General features: G+C 70.9%; 19 protein-coding genes and 1 tRNA gene. 10 read left to right on the top strand and 10 right to left on the bottom strand.

The genetic code is table 11. The features are described 5' to 3' along the window. The first annotated feature begins 12 nt into the window (after nt 1-12). A complete protein-coding gene (locus MTP10_RS02830; RefSeq protein WP_310707344.1) occupies nt 13-2,232 on the top strand; it encodes a heavy metal translocating P-type ATPase in 2,220 nt (739 codons plus the stop codon). A 697-nt stretch (nt 2,233-2,929) separates the two neighbouring features. Here the strand turns inward: MTP10_RS02830 and MTP10_RS02825 are convergent. After that, nucleotides 2,930-3,003: transfer RNA gene (locus tag MTP10_RS02825), tRNA-Pro, on the bottom strand. A gap of 92 nt (nt 3,004-3,095) precedes the next feature. Further along, on the bottom strand, nt 3,096-3,959 hold the full coding sequence (locus MTP10_RS02820) for a metallophosphoesterase (protein WP_310707532.1): 864 nt from the start codon (nt 3,957-3,959) through the stop codon (nt 3,096-3,098). Between the two features lie 89 nt (nt 3,960-4,048). Between MTP10_RS02820 and MTP10_RS02815 the strand changes: the two genes are divergently transcribed. Then, complete coding sequence (locus MTP10_RS02815; protein ID WP_310707343.1) at nt 4,049-4,504, top strand: GatB/YqeY domain-containing protein; 456 nt, start codon at nt 4,049-4,051, stop codon at nt 4,502-4,504. A gap of 130 nt (nt 4,505-4,634) precedes the next feature. Here MTP10_RS02815 and MTP10_RS02810 read toward each other — a convergent pair whose 3' ends face one another. After that, entirely contained in the window at nt 4,635-6,884 is a 2,250-nt protein-coding gene (locus MTP10_RS02810) for a transglycosylase domain-containing protein (RefSeq protein WP_310707342.1), read from the bottom strand. 278 nt (nt 6,885-7,162) lie between these two features. On the opposite strand from MTP10_RS02810, the gene MTP10_RS02805 reads away from it, so the two are divergent. Continuing rightward, nucleotides 7,163-7,459, top strand: coding sequence for a WhiB family transcriptional regulator (locus MTP10_RS02805; RefSeq protein WP_148036282.1), 297 nt, complete (start codon nt 7,163-7,165; stop codon nt 7,457-7,459). Nucleotides 7,460-7,498: 39 nt separating this feature from the next. On the opposite strand, the gene MTP10_RS02800 is transcribed toward MTP10_RS02805, so the two are convergent. Both MTP10_RS02800 and MTP10_RS02795 read right to left on the bottom strand, forming a co-directional pair. Beyond that, complete coding sequence (locus MTP10_RS02800) at nt 7,499-8,647, bottom strand: ArsA family ATPase (RefSeq protein WP_310707341.1); 1,149 nt, start codon at nt 8,645-8,647, stop codon at nt 7,499-7,501. Continuing rightward, nucleotides 8,644-9,645 (bottom strand): ArsA-related P-loop ATPase, encoded by a 1,002-nt coding sequence (locus MTP10_RS02795; RefSeq protein WP_310707340.1) that lies wholly within the window; start codon nt 9,643-9,645, stop codon nt 8,644-8,646. The genes MTP10_RS02800 and MTP10_RS02795 overlap by 4 nt, the downstream gene beginning before the upstream one ends. 127 nt (nt 9,646-9,772) lie before the next feature. Here MTP10_RS02795 and MTP10_RS02790 point away from each other — a divergent pair, with 127 nt between their 5' ends. The 4 genes from MTP10_RS02790 (at nt 9,773) to MTP10_RS02775 (ending at nt 12,058) form a co-directional block, all read left to right on the top strand. Continuing rightward, nucleotides 9,773-9,928, top strand: coding sequence for a DUF4177 domain-containing protein (locus MTP10_RS02790; protein ID WP_217708645.1), 156 nt, complete (start codon nt 9,773-9,775; stop codon nt 9,926-9,928). Beyond that, nucleotides 9,925-10,383, top strand: a complete 459-nt coding sequence (locus tag MTP10_RS02785; RefSeq protein WP_310707339.1) for a RidA family protein — start codon at nt 9,925-9,927, stop codon at nt 10,381-10,383. Before MTP10_RS02790 ends, MTP10_RS02785 begins: the two co-directional genes overlap by 4 nt. A 74-nt stretch (nt 10,384-10,457) precedes the next feature. Beyond that, the gene (locus tag MTP10_RS02780) at nt 10,458-11,270 is read left to right on the top strand and encodes an NUDIX hydrolase (RefSeq protein WP_310707338.1); all 813 of its coding nucleotides are present in this window, start codon (nt 10,458-10,460) and stop codon (nt 11,268-11,270) included. Continuing rightward, a complete protein-coding gene (locus tag MTP10_RS02775; protein ID WP_310707337.1) occupies nt 11,267-12,058 on the top strand; it encodes an MBL fold metallo-hydrolase in 792 nt (263 codons plus the stop codon). The genes MTP10_RS02780 and MTP10_RS02775 overlap by 4 nt, the downstream gene beginning before the upstream one ends. Here MTP10_RS02775 and MTP10_RS02770 read toward each other — a convergent pair. Beyond that, the gene (locus MTP10_RS02770) at nt 12,040-12,771 is read right to left on the bottom strand and encodes a Crp/Fnr family transcriptional regulator (protein ID WP_310707336.1); all 732 of its coding nucleotides are present in this window, start codon (nt 12,769-12,771) and stop codon (nt 12,040-12,042) included. The genes MTP10_RS02775 and MTP10_RS02770 overlap by 19 nt on opposite strands. Nucleotides 12,772-12,782: 11 nt before the next feature. On the opposite strand from MTP10_RS02770, the gene nth reads away from it, so the two are divergent. Both nth and MTP10_RS02760 read left to right on the top strand, forming a co-directional pair. After that, on the top strand, nt 12,783-13,484 hold the full coding sequence (gene nth / locus MTP10_RS02765) for an endonuclease III (RefSeq protein ID WP_310707335.1): 702 nt from the start codon (nt 12,783-12,785) through the stop codon (nt 13,482-13,484). Between the two features lie 50 nt (nt 13,485-13,534). After that, nucleotides 13,535-14,173, top strand: a complete 639-nt coding sequence (locus MTP10_RS02760) for a CoA pyrophosphatase (RefSeq protein WP_310707334.1) — start codon at nt 13,535-13,537, stop codon at nt 14,171-14,173. Between the two features lie 23 nt (nt 14,174-14,196). Here the strand turns inward: MTP10_RS02760 and MTP10_RS02755 are convergent, their stop codons facing one another. After that, on the bottom strand, nt 14,197-14,715 hold the full coding sequence (locus MTP10_RS02755; RefSeq protein ID WP_310707333.1) for a HEAT repeat domain-containing protein: 519 nt from the start codon (nt 14,713-14,715) through the stop codon (nt 14,197-14,199). Between the two features lie 81 nt (nt 14,716-14,796). Between MTP10_RS02755 and MTP10_RS02750 the strand changes: the two genes are divergently transcribed. After that, the gene (locus MTP10_RS02750) at nt 14,797-15,987 is read left to right on the top strand and encodes a MarP family serine protease (RefSeq protein WP_310707332.1); all 1,191 of its coding nucleotides are present in this window, start codon (nt 14,797-14,799) and stop codon (nt 15,985-15,987) included. A gap of 4 nt (nt 15,988-15,991) precedes the next feature. On the opposite strand, the gene MTP10_RS02745 is transcribed toward MTP10_RS02750, so the two are convergent. Genes MTP10_RS02745 through MTP10_RS02735 form a run of 3 tightly spaced genes read right to left on the bottom strand, consistent with a single transcriptional unit; the run spans nt 15,992 to nt 17,821 of the window. Next, nucleotides 15,992-16,444: a DUF309 domain-containing protein gene (locus tag MTP10_RS02745; RefSeq protein ID WP_310707331.1), complete on the bottom strand. Its 453-nt coding sequence runs from the start codon at nt 16,442-16,444 to the stop codon at nt 15,992-15,994. Continuing rightward, nucleotides 16,441-17,361 carry an alpha/beta hydrolase gene (locus MTP10_RS02740; protein ID WP_310707330.1) on the bottom strand — a complete coding sequence of 307 codons (921 nt, stop codon included), beginning with the start codon at nt 17,359-17,361 and terminating at the stop codon, nt 16,441-16,443. Before MTP10_RS02740 ends, MTP10_RS02745 begins: the two co-directional genes overlap by 4 nt. Next, on the bottom strand, nt 17,351-17,821 hold the full coding sequence (locus MTP10_RS02735; protein WP_310707329.1) for a phage holin family protein: 471 nt from the start codon (nt 17,819-17,821) through the stop codon (nt 17,351-17,353). The genes MTP10_RS02740 and MTP10_RS02735 overlap by 11 nt, the downstream gene beginning before the upstream one ends. Between the last annotated feature and the right edge of the window lie 98 nt (nt 17,822-17,919).

The raw sequence follows: 17,919 nt of genomic DNA, 5'->3' as shown, positions 1-17,919 counted from the left end.
AGGAGAGCGCTGATGTCTCAGGTCACCGATGACCGGCAGAACGCGGTCGAGCTCTCGATCGGGGGCATGACCTGCGCCTCGTGCGCCAACCGCATCGAGCGCAAGCTGAACAAGATGGACGGCGTGACCGCGACGGTCAACTACGCCACGGAGAAGGCGAAGGTCAGCTTCCCCGAAGGCGTCGACCCGCAGCAGCTCATCGCCGAGGTGGAGAAGGCCGGCTACACCGCCGCCCTGCCGGCACCGCCCAAGTCGGAGGCGGGGGCAGCCGAGCATGAACCGGAGGACGAGCTCCGGCCCCTTCGCCAACGCCTGATCACGTCTGTGGTGCTGGCCGTGCCGGTGATCGCCATGGCGATGATCCCGCCGTTGCAGTTCACCCATTGGCAGTGGTTGTCGCTGACCTTGGCGGCACCTGTGGTGGTGTACGCGGGCTGGCCGTTCCACAAGGCGGCCTGGACCAACCTGCGGCACGGGGCTGCGACGATGGACACGCTGATCTCGATCGGCACCATCGCCGCGATGGGCTGGTCGCTGTGGGCGCTGTTCTTCGGCACCGCCGGCACGCCCGGAATGACGCACCCGTTCGCGTTCACCATCGAGCGCACCGACGGCTCCGGCAACATCTACCTGGAGGCGGCTGCGGGCGTCACGGCGTTCATCCTGGCCGGCCGCTATTTCGAGGCCCGCTCCAAGCGGCGGGCGGGCGCGGCGTTGCGAGCCTTGCTGGAGCTGGGCGCCAAGGACGTGGAGCTGGCAGACGGTCGGCGGGTGCCGGTCGATGCGCTTTCGGTCGGAGACCGGTTCATCGTCCGCCCTGGCGAGAAGATCGCCACCGACGGGGTGATCGAGGAAGGCACCTCGGCGGTCGACGCCTCCATGCTGACCGGTGAGTCCGTGCCCGTCGAGGTCAAGCCGGGCGACGGGGTGACCGGTGCGACGGTGAACGCGGGCGGCCGATTGATCGTCCGGGCGACCCGGGTCGGTGCCGACACCCAGCTGGCGCAGATGGCCAAGCTGGTGGAGGAGGCGCAGACCGGCAAAGCCGCGGTGCAGCGGTTGGCCGACCGGATCTCGGGCATCTTCGTGCCGATCGTGATCGCGCTGGCGCTCGGGACGCTGGGTTTCTGGCTCGGCACCGGCGACGGCGTGGGGGCTGCCTTCACGGCCGCGGTGGCGGTGTTGATCATCGCGTGCCCGTGCGCGCTCGGCCTGGCCACGCCGACGGCGTTGCTGGTCGGCACCGGTCGGGGCGCGCAGCTCGGCATCCTCATCAAGGGGCCGGAGGTGCTGGAGTCCACCCGGAAGATCGACACGGTCGTGCTGGACAAGACCGGCACGGTCACCGAGGGCAAGATGACCCTGGTGGACGTGCACGTGGCCGAGGGCGAGAGCCGGGAGGAGGTGCTGCGCCTGGCGGGCGCGCTGGAGCACGCCTCCGAGCACCCGATCGCCCAGGCCATCGCCCGTGCCGCCGGTTCCGACGCCACCGTCGAGGACTTCGCCAACATCGAGGGACTCGGCGTGCAGGGGATCGTCGACGGCCACGCGGTCCTGGTCGGCCGACCCCGGCTCCTGGAGGAGTGGTCGCAGCACCTCACTCCTGACCTGGAGCGGGCTCTCCAGGACGCCCAGACCACCGGCCGTACCGCGGTCGCGGTGGGCTGGGACGGTCAGGCGCGGGCGGTGCTGGTGGTGGCCGACGCGGTGAAGCCGACCAGCAAGGAGGCCATCGCGCAGCTGCGGTCCCTCGGGCTCACCCCGGTGCTGCTCACCGGCGACAACGAGGCCGTGGCCAAGACCGTGGCCGCCGAGGTGGGCATCGACGAGGTCATCGCCGAAGTGCTGCCCGCCGACAAGGTCGACGTCGTCAAGGAGCTCCAGAGCGAGGGCAGGGTCGTGGCCATGGTGGGCGACGGCGTCAACGACGCCGCCGCGCTCGCCCAGGCCGACCTGGGTCTCGCGATGGGCACCGGCACCGACGCGGCGATCGAGGCGAGCGACCTGACCCTGGTCCGTGGGGACCTGCGGGTGGCCGCCGACGCCATCAGGCTCTCCCGCAAGACACTCGGCACGATCAAGAGCAACCTGTTCTGGGCCTTCGCCTACAACGTGGCCGCCCTGCCGCTGGCCGCCCTCGGCCTGCTCAACCCGATGATCGCGGGGGCGGCGATGGCGTTCTCCAGCGTGTTCGTGGTGAGCAACAGCCTGCGGCTACGCCGATTCAAGTAGAGGTACCTCGATGGCTCCGAGCGGACACCGGCTCGGAGCCGTCAACGTACGCGACCATGCCGACGACCCAGGACGCGGCTCCAGGCCGCACTCCGGCCACCTGCCGACATGCGCGCGTCCCCGGAGGGCAGTCCGCCGCCGGCCGCTGAACCGCGACGTGTCCTGATCGTGTGCCGGGTGCGGCCACGTGGTTCGTACACGACCGGCACGGTGGCCACCAGGCCGTCTCGTCCCGGTCATCCTGGACGGACGCCTCAGCTTGGCACCCAGCCTGATTAGGTTGGCCCCCGATTTGATCTCGATGACCGGCAGCAGGGTCGCCTGAGCCGGGGCGTTGATCTGCTGGGGAGTGGGCCCGGGGGGTGGAAACGTCGGCAAGCCAGCCGAGCAGCCGGTCCAGGACAGCGTGGCCATCATCGACCGCGGCGCGTTCGTCATCGGTGAGTGGGACAGCGGCGAGCATGCGCTCGCCGATCTCGTCGGGCACGCCGGCACGAGCGTCACAGAGGCGGTCTACCGGCACCAGCTCAAGCCGGTGATCACCAAGGGCGCCCACACCATGAACGCAATCTTCGGCGACAAGCCGACGGGTGGAGTCCGAGTGAGTTGGCTCCCCGATTGGCTCCCATCGACTTCCGGAAACGGAAAAGGGCCCGACCCGCTTAGCGGATCAGACCCTCTACCTGGCCAAACTCTGTCGGGGTGGCGGGATTTGAACCCACGACCTCTTCGTCCCGAACGAAGCGCGCTGCCAAGCTGCGCTACACCCCGGTGCACACCGTCTTGCGCGTGCTTGGGAAAGTCTAGCGGACTTCGCGGGTGCTTGTGACGCCGTCGCCGCCGGAGCCCCCGTGGGCGGTGGGTCAGCGGCGCGGGACGAGGGTGAGCAGGGACGCCTCCGGGAAGCAGGCGAAGCGGGCCGGGGCGTACGGCGAGGTGCCCAGACCGGCCGAGACGTGCAGCCAGGCCGAGTCGTGCCGGCTCAGGCCCTTGACGCGGGCCCGGTCGATGCCGCAGTTGGTGACCAGCGCGCCGTAGAAGGGGACGCAGAGCTGGCCGCCGTGCGTGTGGCCGGCCAGCAGGAGCTGGTAGCCGTCGGCGGCGAAGCGGGTCATGTTGCGCGGCTCCGGCGAGTGCATGACGCCGAGCCGCAGGTCGGCGTCGGCGGGGGCCGGGCCCGCCACCCGGTCGTAGCGGTCGAGGTCGATGTGGGAGTCGTGGATGCCCGCCACCGCCACGTCGAGGTCGCCGACCTTGATCCGGGCCGTGGTGTTGTTCATGTCGAGCCAGCCCTCGGCGGCCATGCCGGCGCCCAACTCCTCCCACGGCAGCGACGGGATGTGCTGCCTGCGGTCGTTCTTGGAGGTGCGCCACAGGTAGCGGACCGGGTTCTTCGGCTTCGGCGCGTACAGGTCGTTGGAGCCGTAGACGAACAGGCCCGGGCGCGACAGCAGCGGCTCCAGGGCGTGCAGCAGCGAGGGGACCGCGTCGGGGTGGGCGATCGAGTCGCCGGTGTTGACGACGAGGTCCGGCTCCAGCGACCCGAGGGAGCGCACCCAGTTGATGAGCATGTCGCGGCGCGGCGTCAGGTGGAGGTCCGACAGGTGGAGAATGCGCACCGGTCGCCGGCCGCGCTCCAGGACCGGCACGTCGAAGCGGCGCAGCCGGAACCAGTTGCGCTCGACGACGGAGGCGTAACCCAGCCCGGCCAGGCCGAGACCGAGCATGGACAGGGGGACAGCGACGGCTTTCCTCACGTACTCATGATGCCCGACAACGGGCACGTGCTGTCCGGCCAGACGGCAAGATGGACGTCATGAGCGCATTGAAGGACAAGCTGAAGGCCGATCTGACGGCCTCGTTGAAGAGCCGGGACGAGGTACGTCTCCGGACGGTTCGGATGGCCCTGGCCGCGGTGAACGTCGAGGAGGTCGCCGGCAAGGAGGCCAGGGAGCTCTCCGACGACGAGGTCGTCAAGGTGCTGACCAAGGAGGCCAAGAAGCGGCGCGAGGCGGCGGAGGCGTTCCGCGGCGCGGGGCGGGACGAGCAGGCCGACGCCGAGCTGGCCGAGATGGCGGTGCTGGAGGAGTACCTGCCCGCGCAGCTCACCGACGAGGAGCTCCAGGCGCTCGTCGCGGAGGCCGTCGCGGAGACGGGCGCGGCCGGTCCGCAGGCGATGGGGCAGGTCATGAAGGCGGTCAACCCGAAGGTCGCCGGGCGGGCCGAGGGCGGCCGCGTGGCCGCCGCGGTCCGCGCCCGCCTGGCCCAGTAAAGCCGGCCCAGCAGCGCCGGCTCAGTATCGCCGGCTCAGCAGCGCCGGCTCAGCGGCGGGCGGGCCGGGTGACGGGAGAGGCCTCCGCGCGGGAGCGGAGGCCTCAGGTGAGATCAGTGTGGCGCCGAGGTCAGCGTCCGCGCCTCAGCTGGTCCTCGGTGATGGTGATCGGGCCCGTCCTCGTGTCGGCCGGGGCGGTCTCGCCGCCGCGGCCGCGCCGCCGGCCGTTGCCCTGGTCGCCATGGTCGTCGGGGTTGTCGAACTGGTCGCGCAGCTGGTCGAGGACGTCCGGCGGCCCGTCGTCCCGCTTCTTCTTCGGCTTGGGCGCGCAGTTCTCACCGCAGCCGCCGAAGCGCTCCTGGTTGACCGGGTTGAAGCCGGCGGCCTCCACGCCCTTGAGCGCCCCCAGCATGGCCGTCTTCCAGATGCGGCCGGAGATCGTCGCGCCGTACACGTAGGAGTAGTACCGCCCGCCGATGGTGACGCCGATCAGCTTGTGCTTGAACGCGCCGCGCAGGTCGCCGAGGCTGACCGCGCTGGCCAGGTTCGGCGTGTAGCCGGCGAACCAGGCGGCGGTGTAGTCGTCGGTGGTGCCGGTCTTGCCGGCGGCGTCACGGCCGATGCCGCCGACCTCCTGCATCGTGCCCTTGGTGAACACGCCGGACAGGATGCCGCTGACGGCGTCGGCGACCTCCGGGTCCATGACCTTGGAGCACTTCGGCTTGAACTGCTTGGCCTTGCCGTACCGGTCGGTGATCTCGGTGATGGCGAGCGGCTTGCAGTACTGGCCGCGGGAGGCGAAGACGGCGTAGCTGTTGGCCACCGTGACCGGGTCGACCTCGTTGATGCCGAGGGTGAAGGTCTCGTACTCGCCCAGCTTGCCGCCGTCGGCGCGCTTGAGGCCGAGCCGCTTGGCCAGCTCGACCACCTTGCACAGGCCGACCCGCTCCTCCAGCTTCATGAAGAACGTGTTGACCGAGCCCCAGGTGCCGGTCTGCAGGGTCTTGAAGCCGCCGCCGCCCTCGCTGGAGTTGTGCACCTCGTGGCTGGGGTCGCCGACCCGGTTGCCCTTGCAGTCGCGGAACGAGCCGAAGCTGGGAGCGCTGTAGCCCGCCGGCGACGGGAAGCCGTCGCCGTACTTGTAGCCCTCCTCCAGGGCCGTGGCCAGCGTGTACGCCTTGGCGGTCGAGCCCTGCTGGAAGCCGACGCCGCCGCCGTGCTTGGCGTCGGCGACGATGTTGTAGCTGACCTCGTTCTTCTTCTTGTTCCCGCCGAACTTGCGCGAGGCGGCCATGGCCTTGATCTCGCCCGTGCCCGGCACGATCATCGCCTGCGAGGCGGCGGGCTTGTCCTTGGTGCTGACGTACTGCTTGATCGCCTTCTCGGCGGCCGCCTGCATCTTCGGGTCGATCGTGGTCTTGATCTTGAGGCCGCCGCGCTGGAGCAGCTTCAGGCGCTCCTGCGGGGTCTTGCCGAAGCTCTCGTTGTTCAGGATCTCGTTCTGGACGTAGAGGCAGAAGTACGGGTACTTGCTCTCCTCGCAGCCGCCCGGGGCCGCGACGCCCTTGTAGCCGAGCTTCTTGGTCTTGGCCTCAGCCGCCTCCTGCGGCGTGATCTTGCCGAGCTGGGCCATCCGGTCGAGCACCGTGTTGCGCCGGTCGATGAGCGCCTTCTGGGCCTTCTTGCCGACGCTCGGGTCGGTGCGCGCCGGGTTCTGCACGGCGCCGGCCAGGGTGGCGGCCTGGACGAGGTTGAGCTCGGAGGCGGGCTTGTCGAAGAACCTCCTGGCCGCGGCCTGGACGCCGTGGGCGCCGGCGCCGAAGTACGCGATGTTGAGGTACTTCTCCAGGATCTGGTTCTTGGAGTACTTCTTCTCCATCGCCATCGCGTAGCGCAGCTCGTTGAGCTTGCGCGACACGGTCGGGGCGATGGCCGCCTGCTGCTCCTCGGGCGTCTCCGCCGCGTTGACCAGCACCTGCTTGACGTACTGCTGGGTGATTGACGAGCCGCCCTGGGTGACGCCGCCGGTCGTCATGTTCTTGACCAGCGCGCGTGCGGTGCCCTCGACGTCGATGGGGCCGTGCTGGTAGAAGCGGAAGTCCTCGATCGAGATCAGCGCCGTCTGCATGATCGGCGCGACCTTGTCCAGCGACACCGACTGGCGGTTCTCGAAGTAGAACTGGGCGATCTGCTTGCCGTTGGTGTCGTGCAGGGTGGTGCGCTCGGGCAGCGGAGGCTCTTCGAGGTTCTCCGGCTTGAGGTTGATCTCCTTCATCGCCGTGTTCGCGGTGACGCCCGCGCCACCTACCGCCGGCAGCGCGATGGCTGCCGTCAGCACGCCCGCGGCCGCACCGGCGGCTATCAGGCGCACGATGTTCACGAACGGCGAGGAATGATCTTTACCCTGAGCTTGCACAGCATCCAGGGTACGTCGAAAGGGTGACCTTATCGGTAACTCGGCACCATTTCGCCTTGACTGACGGGGGTGACTAGTCATTCCCGGTCAACGGGGCGGCGAGAAATTGGTCCTCTGGGGTCTGTCGGCCCGAACGTCTCGTTGCGTACGTTCTCCTCTGCGGCAACTGAATACGGAGGCTCGGCGCCCGCGCCCGTCGGCCCCAAATGACGACTGACCACCTAAGGGGAGTGGGGTCGAAAATGTGGATCACGGATTGGACCTCCCGTGCCGCCTGTCGTGGTGCGGACCCGGACGCGCTGTTCGTCCAGGGTGCCGCCCAGAACAGGGCCAAGCTGATCTGCCGAGGATGCCCGGTCCGTACCGAATGCCTCGCCGATGCGCTGGACAACCGCATCGAGTTCGGGGTGTGGGGCGGTATGACCGAGCGGGAACGCCGGGCACTGCTACGGCGACGGCCTGACGTGGACTCGTGGCGAGAGCTGCTCGAGTCCGCCAAGGAAGAGTACGAACGCACCAATGAGCTGATCGCGGGCTGAGCTGCCCGGAGTACGGCCGGCGTACCACGCCGGCCGTACTCATGCGCTCGCCAGGAGCTCTCCGATCTGGCGCAGACCCGTGAGATCGTGGACGTCCTCGGACATGGCGCGGACCTGGACGACCGGCACCGTGGGATGCGCGGAGACGAAGTGCTCCCGCTCCCGGTGCTCGCGGGCCACGAGTTGCATCCTGCCGGTGTGCAGCCGCAGTACGGCGGCGGTCAGCTCGTGCTCGCCACGCGACTCCAGGTCCTCGGCCGCGGCGGCGCTGCGGGCCGCGGACAGGCCGTTCTCGGGCGTGTCGTGGACCCGGTTCACCACCAGGCCGGCGAGGGGCATGCGCTCCTCGGCGAGCCGCTCCACGAAGTACGACGCCTCGCGCATCGCGTCGCGCTCGGGCGTCGCCACCACCAGGAACGCGGTGCCGGGCGCCTGCAGCAGCTTGTACGTCAGCTCGGCGCGCTGCCGGAAGCCGCCGAAGACGGCGTCGAGCGCCGAGACGAACGTCTGCAGGTCCTTGAGCACCTGCGCGCCGAGCAGCTTGGTCATGGCCCCGGCCACCAGCCCGAACCCGGCGTTGAGCAGCTTGAACGCGCTGCGGCCGCCGGCCTTGGCCGGGGCGGTCAGCAGCCGGATGAACCTGCCGTCGAGGAACCTGCCGAGCCGTTCGGGCGCGTCCAGGAAGTCGAGCGCGGAGCGGGACGGCGGCGTGTCCACGATGATCAGGTCCCACTCGTCGGAACGGCGGAGCTGGCCGAGCTTCTCCATCGCCATGTACTCCTGCGTGCCGGAGAAGCTGGACGACAGCGACTGGTAGAAGGGGTTGGACAGGATCTGCCGGGCGCGCTCCGGGTCGGCGTGCGCCTCGATGATCTCGTCGAACGTCCGCTTCATGTCGAGCATCATGGCGTAGAGCTGACCGCCGCCCTCGGGCGAGCTGACCAGCCGGGGCGTGTTGTCCAGCTCGGTGAGCCCCATCGACTGGGCGAGCCGCCTGGCCGGGTCGACCGTGAGCACGACCGCGCACCGGCCGCGCTCGGCGGCGCGCAGCCCCAGGGCGGCGGCCGTGGTGGTCTTGCCCACGCCGCCCGCGCCGCAGCAGACGATGATCCGGGTGCCGGGATCGTCGATGATCGCGTCGATGTCGAGGGGGGCGGGCTTCGCCGGGCCCCTCTTCACGTCCTTCACGCTGCTCCCTGGGTGCGGATGCTCTCGGCCAGCTCGTACAGGCCGGCCAGGTCGACGCCGTCGGCGAGCAGCGGCAGGTCGTAGCTCGGCAGCGCCACCTCGGCCAGTGACGCGCGCTCGTCGTGTTCGAGCGCGGCGCGGCGGGCGTACTCGACGACCTCGTCGGCCAGGGCCTCGGCCACGGACGCGGCGTCGGTCCCGTCGGCCAGCCCGGCCGCCTTGAGGCCCAGCGTCAGCTCGGCGACGTCGAACCTGCCCTTGACAGCCTTGTCAAGGGCGGTCCGGGGGAGCTGGGACTCCTGCACCATGTTGATGAAGACGCCCCCGGCGGGCAGGCCGGCCTCCCGCAGCTCGGCGACGCCGTCGAGCGTCTCCTGCACGGGCATCTCCTCCAGCAGGGTGACGAAGTGGACCGCCGTCTCCGGGGACTTCACGACACCGCTGACCAGGTCGGAGTGGTTCTTGATCGGCCCGACCTTGGCCAGGCCCGCCACCTCCTGGGTGACGTTCAGGAAGCGGGTGATGCGGCCCGTCGGCGGGGCGTCCAGCACGACCGCGTCGTACACCCGCTTGCCGTTCTTCCCGCGCCTGCGCACGGCCTCGGTGGTCTTGCCCGTGACGAGCACGTCGCGGAAGCCGGGGGCGACGGTGGTGGCGAAGTCGACGACGCCCATCTTGGTCAGCGCCCGGCCGGCCCGGCGCATCCCGTAGAACATCTCCATGTATTCGAGCATGGCCTCCTCGGGGTCGACGGACAGCGCGTAGACGTCGCCCCCCGAGGGGGCGACGGCGATCTTGCGCTCCTCGTACGGCAGGGGCGGCAGATCGAAGATCTGCGCGATGCCCTGACGGCCCTCGACCTCGACCAGCAGCACCTTACGGCCACCGGAGGCGAGGGCGAGAGCGAGGGCCGCGGCGACCGTGGTCTTGCCGGTGCCGCCCTTGCCGGTGACGACGTGCAGCCGCACGCCGTCCCAATCGGTGTCCCGAGACTCCACGATTCGAGGCTACCGAACGGTCACTTGCGGCCAGCCCACGACCACCGTTTGAGATTGCTCACACTGCGGTGCGCCGCGTTCAGCGGTGCACCACAAGCTGCGGTTCTCAGCGCCTACGCTGACCCCCATGAAGAAATGGGAGTACCTCACCGCGCCGGTGCTGATCCACAACACCAAGATGATCCTGGACAACTTCGGCGCCGACGGCTGGGAGCTGGTCCAGATCGTGCAGGGTGCCTCGCCGGAGCAGCTCGTCGCCTACTTCAAGAGGGAGAAGCAGTGACCCCGGAGCAGAAGATCGTCGATCTCGGGCTGACGTTGCCCGAGGTGGTGCCGCCGCTGGCCGCGTACGTGCCGGCCGTGCGCACCGGTGACCTCGTCTACACCTCGGGTCAGGTGCCCATGGTCGAGGGCAAGCTGGCGCGCACCGGCAAGCTGGGTGCGGAGCTGACCGTGGACGAGGGCCGGGAGATGGCCCGCATCTGCGCGCTCAACGCGCTGGCCGCGCTGAAGTCGGAGGTGGGCGAGCTGGCGTCGGTCGTCCGCGTCGTGAAGGCGGTCGTGTTCGTGGCCAGTGACCCGGGGTTCACCGAGCAGCCGCAGGTGGCCAACGGCGCGAGCGAGCTGCTGGCCGAGGTGCTCGGCGACGCGGGCAGGCACGCGCGCAGCGCTGTGGGTGTGGCGTCGCTGCCGCTGGACGCGCCGGTCGAGGTGGAGCTGATCGCCGAGGTCTCCTGACACCGGTGGATCGCCACAGACCTCCCGAATACGGATATGTCACGATGACCGAGTGATGTTCTGAAGGAGGTCATGTGACTGGTCTTCCGCTTCCGAGCGACCTCGCCGCCCGTGCCAGGGATGTTCTGTCGGGTCGCGTCGCCCCCGCGCCGGCGCGCGACTCCGCCACCGTGGTCGTCCTGCGCGAGGTGCGGGAGGGCACCGAGGTCTACCTGCTGCGGCGGAAGTCCACGATGGCCTTCGCGGCGGGCGCGCACGTCTTCCCCGGCGGCACCGTCGACCCGCGCGACACCGACCAGGCCGTCGCCTGGGCCGGGCCGTCCACCGCGGAGTGGGGGCGGCTGCTCGGGGCGGACGAGGCGGTCGCGCGGGGGCTGGTGTGCGCGGCCGTACGGGAGACGTTCGAGGAGTGCGGGGTGCTGCTGGCCGGGCCGGACGAGGGCTCCGTGGTCGCCGACACCACCGGCGACGACTGGGAGGCCGACCAGCTCGCGCTCGTGGACCGGAGTCTGGCCTTCGCCGATTTCCTGGCCCGGCGCGGCCTGGTGCTCCGGTCCGACCTGCTCAAGCCGTGGGCGCACTGGATCACCCCGGAGATCGAGCCGCGGCGCTTCGACACCCGGTTCTTCGTCGCCGTGCTCCCCGAGGGGCAGCGCGCCCGCGACGTGGGCGGCGAGGCGGACCACGCCACGTGGCGGCGCCCGGACGAGGCCCTCGACCTGGCCCGCAGCGGGGCGATCTTCCTCATGCCGCCCACGTACCGCACGCTGAGCGAGCTGGCCGCCCACGACGGCGTCGACGCCGTGCTGGCCGCCCCGCGCGAGATCGTCACGATCATGCCGCGGGTCGTGGACGTCGGCGGCGAGCTGCGGCTGGTGGTCGCGTGAGCGGCCTGCGCATCCCGATCGGCACGCCCGACGGCTCCCGCACCGAGCACGCCCAGAACCTGCTCGCGCCCAACCCGTCGGCCATGACCCTCGACGGCACCAACACGTGGGTCGTCGGCGGCCCCGACGAGGTGATCGTCGTGGACCCGGGCCCGGATGACGAAGGGCACCTGAGCCGGGTCCGGGAGAGCCTGGGGGAGCGCCGGGTCAGCGAGATCCTGCTCACCCACGGCCACGTCGACCACAGCGGCGGCGCCAGGAGCTTCAGCGCCATGGTGGGCGCCCCCGTACGGGCCCTGGACCCGCGGCACCGGCTGGGCGGCGAGGGGCTGGCCGACGGCGACGTGGTGAGCGCGGGGGGCGTGGAGCTCCACGTGTACGGCACGCCGGGGCACTCGTTCGACTCGCTCTGCTTCTGGCTGCCGGCCGACCGGGCGATGCTGACCGGCGACACCGTGCTCGGGAGGGGCACCACCGTCATCGCCCAGGACGGCGGCCTGGCCGACTACCTGCGCAGCCTCGACCGGCTCAGGGCGGCCGCCGAGAGCCTGGAGGCACAAGCGCTGCTGCCCGGCCACGGCCCGGTGCTGCCCGACCCGATCGCGGCGCTCGACGGCTACCTCGCGCACCGGCGGCAGCGGCTCGACCAGATCAGGGCGGCGATGGCGCAGGGCGCGCGCACGCCGCGCGACATCGTCGCGATCGTGTACGCGGACGTGGACCGGTCGCTCTGGCCCGCCGCCGAGATGTCGGTACGGGCCCAGCTCGACTACCTGGAGCGGTTGTAGAGCCGGTCCATGTCGAGGATGACCACGGCCTTGGCCTCGATGCGCAGCCAGCCGCGCTGCGCGAAGTCGGCCAGGGCCTTGTTGACGGTCTCGCGGGAGGCGCCGACGAGCTGGGCCAGCTCCTCCTGGGTGAGGTCGTGGTGGACGCGCAGGCCGTCCTCGGCCTTGGTGCCGAACCGCTCGGCGAGGTCGAGCAGCTGCTTGGCCACCCGGCCGGGCACATCGGTGAACACCAGGTCGGCCAGCACGTCGTTGGTACGGCGCAGCCGCTGGGCCAGGGCGCGCAGCAGGTGGAGCGCCACCTCCGGCCGGCCGGTCAGCCAGGGCCGCAGGTCGTCGTGGCCGAGCCCGGCCAGCCGCACGTCGGTCAGGGCGGTGGCGCTGGCCGTACGCGGGCGGGGGTCGAACAGCGACAGCTCCCCGAACATCTCGCTGGGGCCGAGCACGCTCAGCAGGTTCTCGCGGCCGTCCGGGGACTGACGCGAGAGCTTGATCTTGCCTTCGAGCACGACGTAGAGCCGGTCACCCGTCTCGCCCTCGTGGAAGAGCGTCTGTCCCTTCGACAGCTGGACTTCGGTGATGCTCGTCCGCAGCGCCGCTGCGCTCTCGCGGTCGAGCGCGGCGAACAGGGGGGCCTTGCCCAGCACATCTTCGGTGTTCACTCTGCCTCCTCTGCTGCCATTGTGACGCACCCCACTGAAGGCGCCGCACATAGGCTAGGGGAATGCCCCAAGAGTCAAGGCTCGCCCTTGTCCGTCGCGCCCGCAGGATGAATCGCGTCCTTGCGGAAACCTATCCCGACGCACACTGCGAGCTCGACTTCGGTACCCCGCTCGAGTTGCTGGTAGCGACGATCCTGTCCGCTCAGTGCACGGACAAACGGGTCAACATGGTGACTCCCATCCTCTTTGCGAAGTATCCCACTGTGGAGGACTACGCCGCAGCGGACCCGTCCGAGATGGAGGAGATCATCCGCTCGACCGGGTTCTTCCGGGCCAAGACCAACAGCATCATCGGCATGGCCCGCACCGTGTCCGAGCGTTACGGCGGCGAGGTGCCCGGCAAGCTCAAGGACCTCGTCACGCTGCCCGGCGTCGGCCGCAAGACCGCCAACGTGGTGCTCGGCAACGCGTTCGGGGTCCCCGGGCTGACCGTGGACACCCACTTCCAGCGGCTCGTGCGCCGCTTCGGGTGGACCGACGAGACCGACCCGGTCAAGATCGAGCACTTCGTGGGGGAGTTGATCCCCAAGCGGGAGTGGACGGTGTTCTCCCACCGGCTGATCTGGCACGGGCGCCGCATCTGCCATGCCCGCCGGCCCGCCTGCGGCGTGTGCCCGCTCGCCACGCTCTGCCCGTCGTACGGCACCGGCCCGACCGACGCCGGACAGGCCGCCAAACTCGTCCGCCCCGGCCCCTTCTCGTGACCGGCTCCCCCGCCGGGAAGCCCCGCGGCGGCCGGCGTGTTGGAGATGGCGTGATCGTGGTCCCCGACTGGCTCGACAGACTGGCCGCGCAGGCCGTACGGATTCCCGTGCCCGAAGGGCTGCGCCCGCCCGAGCGGGGCGGTCGTCGTGCCGCGGTGCTGCTGCTCTTCGGCGAGGGCCCGCTCGGCCCCGACGTGCTGCTCATCCAGCGCAGCACGCGTGGCCGCAGGCACGCGGGCCAGCCCGCCTTCCCCGGCGGCGGCGTCGACCCCGACGACGGCGGGCCGGTCCGGGCGGCCCTGCGCGAGGCCGCCGAGGAGACCGGCCTCGAACCCGCCGGCGTCACCGTGCTGTGCTCCATGCCCGAGCTGTACGTGTGGCGCAGCGACAACCGCGTCACCCCCGTCGTCGGCTGGTGGCACGAGCCCTCGGCCGTCCACGCGGCCTCGCCCGACGAGGTGGACTCCGTGGAGCGGGTGCCGATCGCCGAGCTGGTCGACGCGGACAACCGGTTCACGCTGCGGCATCCGAGCGGGTTCGCCGGGCCGGCGTTCCGGGTGCGCGGGATGCTGGTGTGGGGGTTCACCGCGATGGTGCTGGACGTGGTGCTGCGCGAGGCCGGGCTGGAGCGGCCGTGGGACCGCGACCGGGTGGAGCCCATGCCCCCGGACGTCCTCGCGCGCGGCTGACTCGTCTGGGTTCGTCCGGGTGGTTACGGCTCGTCGCCTCTCGCGAGGGCCAGGCCCAGCTCGGCCCAGGCCGCCACGTCGGCGTCGCCGTCCGCCGCGAGCATCCGCAGCGCGTCCAGCCCCGCCTGCTCCGGCGGCTCCCCCAGGACGTGCTGGAGCGCGTACGCCGCGCCGTACCGCACCCTGGCGTCGGGGTGAGCGGCGAGGTCGATCACCGACGGCAGCGAGCGCGGGTCGGCGAGGTGGCCGAAGGCGATGAGCACCGAGTAGAGCAGCATCGGGTCGTCCTCGCCGGCCGCCAGGCGGCGCAGCACCGGCAGGGCCCGGTCCACGAACGGCCGCAGCATGCCCATGACGTCGACGCCCAGCAGGCGCTCCTTCAGCGTGCCGGACTCGCACAGCCGCCTGGCCTCGACGAACGACTCCAGGTCGCTCCGCTGCCACAGCTCGGAGATCACGTGCCAGCGCAGCGGCCCGTCGGGATCGGCGTCACGGAGAGCCGTCTCGACCAGGCTGCGGACGGTCCCGTCCAGCGGCGGCATAGCGCTCAAGGTAGTCAGGACGGGACGCTGCGCTCCGGCAAGACGTGCACACTTGACCCTGTCGCTGGTTACCTTTGAAGCGTGCGCGGTGATCTGCTCGACCTCATCCTGATCGGCCTTGTGATCGCCTTTGGCGTGTCGGGTTACCGGCAGGGGTTCATCATCGGCGTCATGAGCTTCGTGGGGTTCATCGGCGGGGCCGTGCTCGGGGTGTTCATCGCGCCTCCCGTCTCCAAGGCCGTGGTCGACGGCGACACCCCGCAGGCGCTGCTCGCGATCGTGATCGTGTTCCTGTCCGCGACGATCGGCCAGTTCGCCTCCTCCACGATCGGCGCCGTCGTGCGCAGCCACGTCACCTGGGAGCCCGCCAAGGTGGCCGACGCGGTCGGCGGCACGTTCGCCAGCGCCCTGTCGGTGCTGGTGATCGCCTGGCTGATCGGGTCGCTGGTCGTCTCCACGTCGTTCTCGCTGCTGGTCGAGCAGGTCAAGCAGTCGATGCTGCTGAGCACCGTGGACGAGGCCATCCCGCAGGCCGCGCGCAACTGGCAGCAGCCGTTCAAGAAGTTCATCGACCGCTCGGAGTTCCCGCCCGTCTTCGACGCGATCGGCGCCGGCCAGATCATCGACGTGCCGCCCGCGCCGCGCAGCATCCTCAAGGGCGCCGGGCTCGGCCGGGCGCAGCGGGCCATCGTCAAGGTGCAGGGCAACGCCGAGAGCTGCAACAAGCACATCGAGGGCACCGGCTTCGTCTACGCCAGGGACCGGATCATGACCAACGCGCACGTCGTGGCCGGCGTGACGCGGGACCTGACCGTCATCGACTCCGCCAACCAGCGCCACGACGCGACCGTGGTGCGCTACAACCCGAAGCGCGACATCGCCATCCTGTACGTGCCCGGCCTCGGCCTGCCGCAGCTCACCTTCGAGGGCGAGGCCGACAAGGGCGACAACGCCATCATCGCCGGATTCCCCAAGGGGCAGGGCTTCACCGCCGAGCCGGCCCGCATCCGCAGCCGCCTCGAAGCCGAGGGGCCCGACATCTACCGTGCCAGCAACGTCAACCGGCAGGTCTACGCGATCCGCGGCAAGGTGCTGCCGGGCAACTCGGGCGGGCCGCTGCTCACGGTCGACGGCAAGGTGTACGGCGTGATCTTCGCCGCCGCGGTCAGCCAGGAGGACACCGGCTACGTGCTGACCGCCGGCGAGGTCCGGCCCGACGCCGACCAGGGCCGCAACGACACCTCGCCCGCCGGCACCCAGGAGTGCGACTGAGGCGTCAGTGCGCCGCGGGCAGCTCGCCCAGGATGAGCCTGATCGCCTGCTCGGGGTCGCTGTCAGGGCTCAGGGCGGAGGCTCCGCGGCCCACCGCGTCGTACGGCTCGCCGTACGACTGCACCCGGGCCGCGCCCCGCTCGAACAGGGTCAGGGCGCCGCGGCCGTTGCCGCGCTGGAGGTGCGTCAGGCCCACGCAGATCTGCGCCAGCCCCTGCCACAGCTCCCGCTCCTCCTCGGGGGCGCACTTCCAGCGGCCCTCGAACACCTCGTGGGCGTTGAACGGCAGGCCCTCGCGCAGGAAGCGGCGGCCGTCGGCCAGCGCCTGCTCGGTCGTGGGGGCGTAGTCGTCGGGCACGCGCGGCATGCCGCCGGACGAGCCGTGCGGCAGCGGCCTGCCGTAGGCGTCGCGCGGCCGGGCGTTGCGCGGCCTGCCCTCGGGATCGCGATCTCTCATCGGTCGGGCTCCGGATCCGACAGCCAGCCGGTCAGCTCGGTGTCGAACAGGTCGGGGGTTTCCTCGTGCGGGAAGTGGCCGGCGCCTTCGAGCAGCCTCCACCGGTAGGGGGCGGCCACGTAGCGGCTCGATCCCTGGGCGGTGCGCGGGAGGAGGCACGTGTCGAGCGCGCCGTGGATCTGCAGGGTGGGCGCCTCGATCTCGGTGCGCATCACCCGGGCGTAGCGCCGCCCGTCGGGGCGCAGCTGGGAGCGGCCGAACCACCGGTGATACTCCAGCGCGCAGTGGGCGACGGTCGGGATGCCGAACGCCTCGCGGTAGACGCGGGCCGTCTCGGCGTCGGGCCAGCCCGGCCGGGACCACTCGTCGAGCAGCCGCCCGACCATGGCCCTGCCGTTGCGGGTCAGCCGGTGCTCCGGCAGGAACGGCAGCTGGAAGCCGAGGCGCTGGCTGCTCGCCCGGAGCTGGCCGAGCGGGTCGGTGAGCAGGGCGCCGCGCAGCCGTACGGGATGGGGGGCGGAGACGGTCACCAGGCGGCGCACGCACTTGGCGTCGAGCACGGCCATCGTCCACGCGAGCAGCCCGCCCCAGTCGTGGCCGACCACGATCGCGCCCGTCTCGCCCAGCGCCCGGATCAGGCCTGTCGCGTCGGCCGCCAGCGTCGGCAGGTCGTAGCCGCGCGGCGGCTTGTCGCTGCCGCCGTAGCCGCGCAGGTCCACCGCGACCGCCCGGTAGCCGGCCGCCGGCAGCGACCGGAGCTGGTGCCGCCACGTCCACCAGAACTGCGGGAACCCGTGCAGCAACAGGACCAGAGGCCCCTCGCCCGCCTCCACGACGTGGAAGCGCGTGCCGCCCGCGTGGACCTGCCGGTGCTTCCAGGGACCGTCGATGTGGACGGCTGACTCGTCAGGTGCCATCGCGGCTCACCGGCTCCCGGTGCAGCCCCACCTGGCCCGCCGACGGCCCCGTCGCGACCGCCGGCGTCATCGCCTCCTCCTCCGGCGAGGCGATCTCCTTGAGGCCCTTGATCGAGCGGGCGGTGCGCTTCATCCCGGCCAGTCCCTTGAGCCGGCGGATGCCGATGAAGACCAGCAATGCCGCGACCAGCAGGTAGAAGACGGTCACGATGAGGAAGGACAGCCAGTCGGGCAGCCAGTGGGACAGCGCGTACGCGATCGTGAACGAGGCGAGGATCAGGCACAGGTGCGCCATGAACGCGGCGGCGGCGAACAGCCCACCGGCCGTGCCCACCCGCTTGGCGTCGAACCTGAACTCGGCCTTGGCCAGCTCGATCTCGGATCGGACCAGGGTCGAGATGTGATTGCTCGCCTGGGCGACCAGCGAGCCCAGGGATTCTTCCTCGGGAGTCTGCGGCATGAACGTCTCCTATCGAGGCCTGGTGGCCGTGTCAAACATCATCCAGCGCTTTGCGCCGGTTGCGTACCCATACGTGCCGCATGCGGGTCCGTACGGGA

The organism is Nonomuraea sp. 3-1Str (assembly GCF_031570565.1).
In the GTDB taxonomy this organism is placed as follows: domain Bacteria; phylum Actinomycetota; class Actinomycetes; order Streptosporangiales; family Streptosporangiaceae; genus Nonomuraea.
This window is presented reverse-complemented; position numbering and strand designations above follow the sequence as displayed.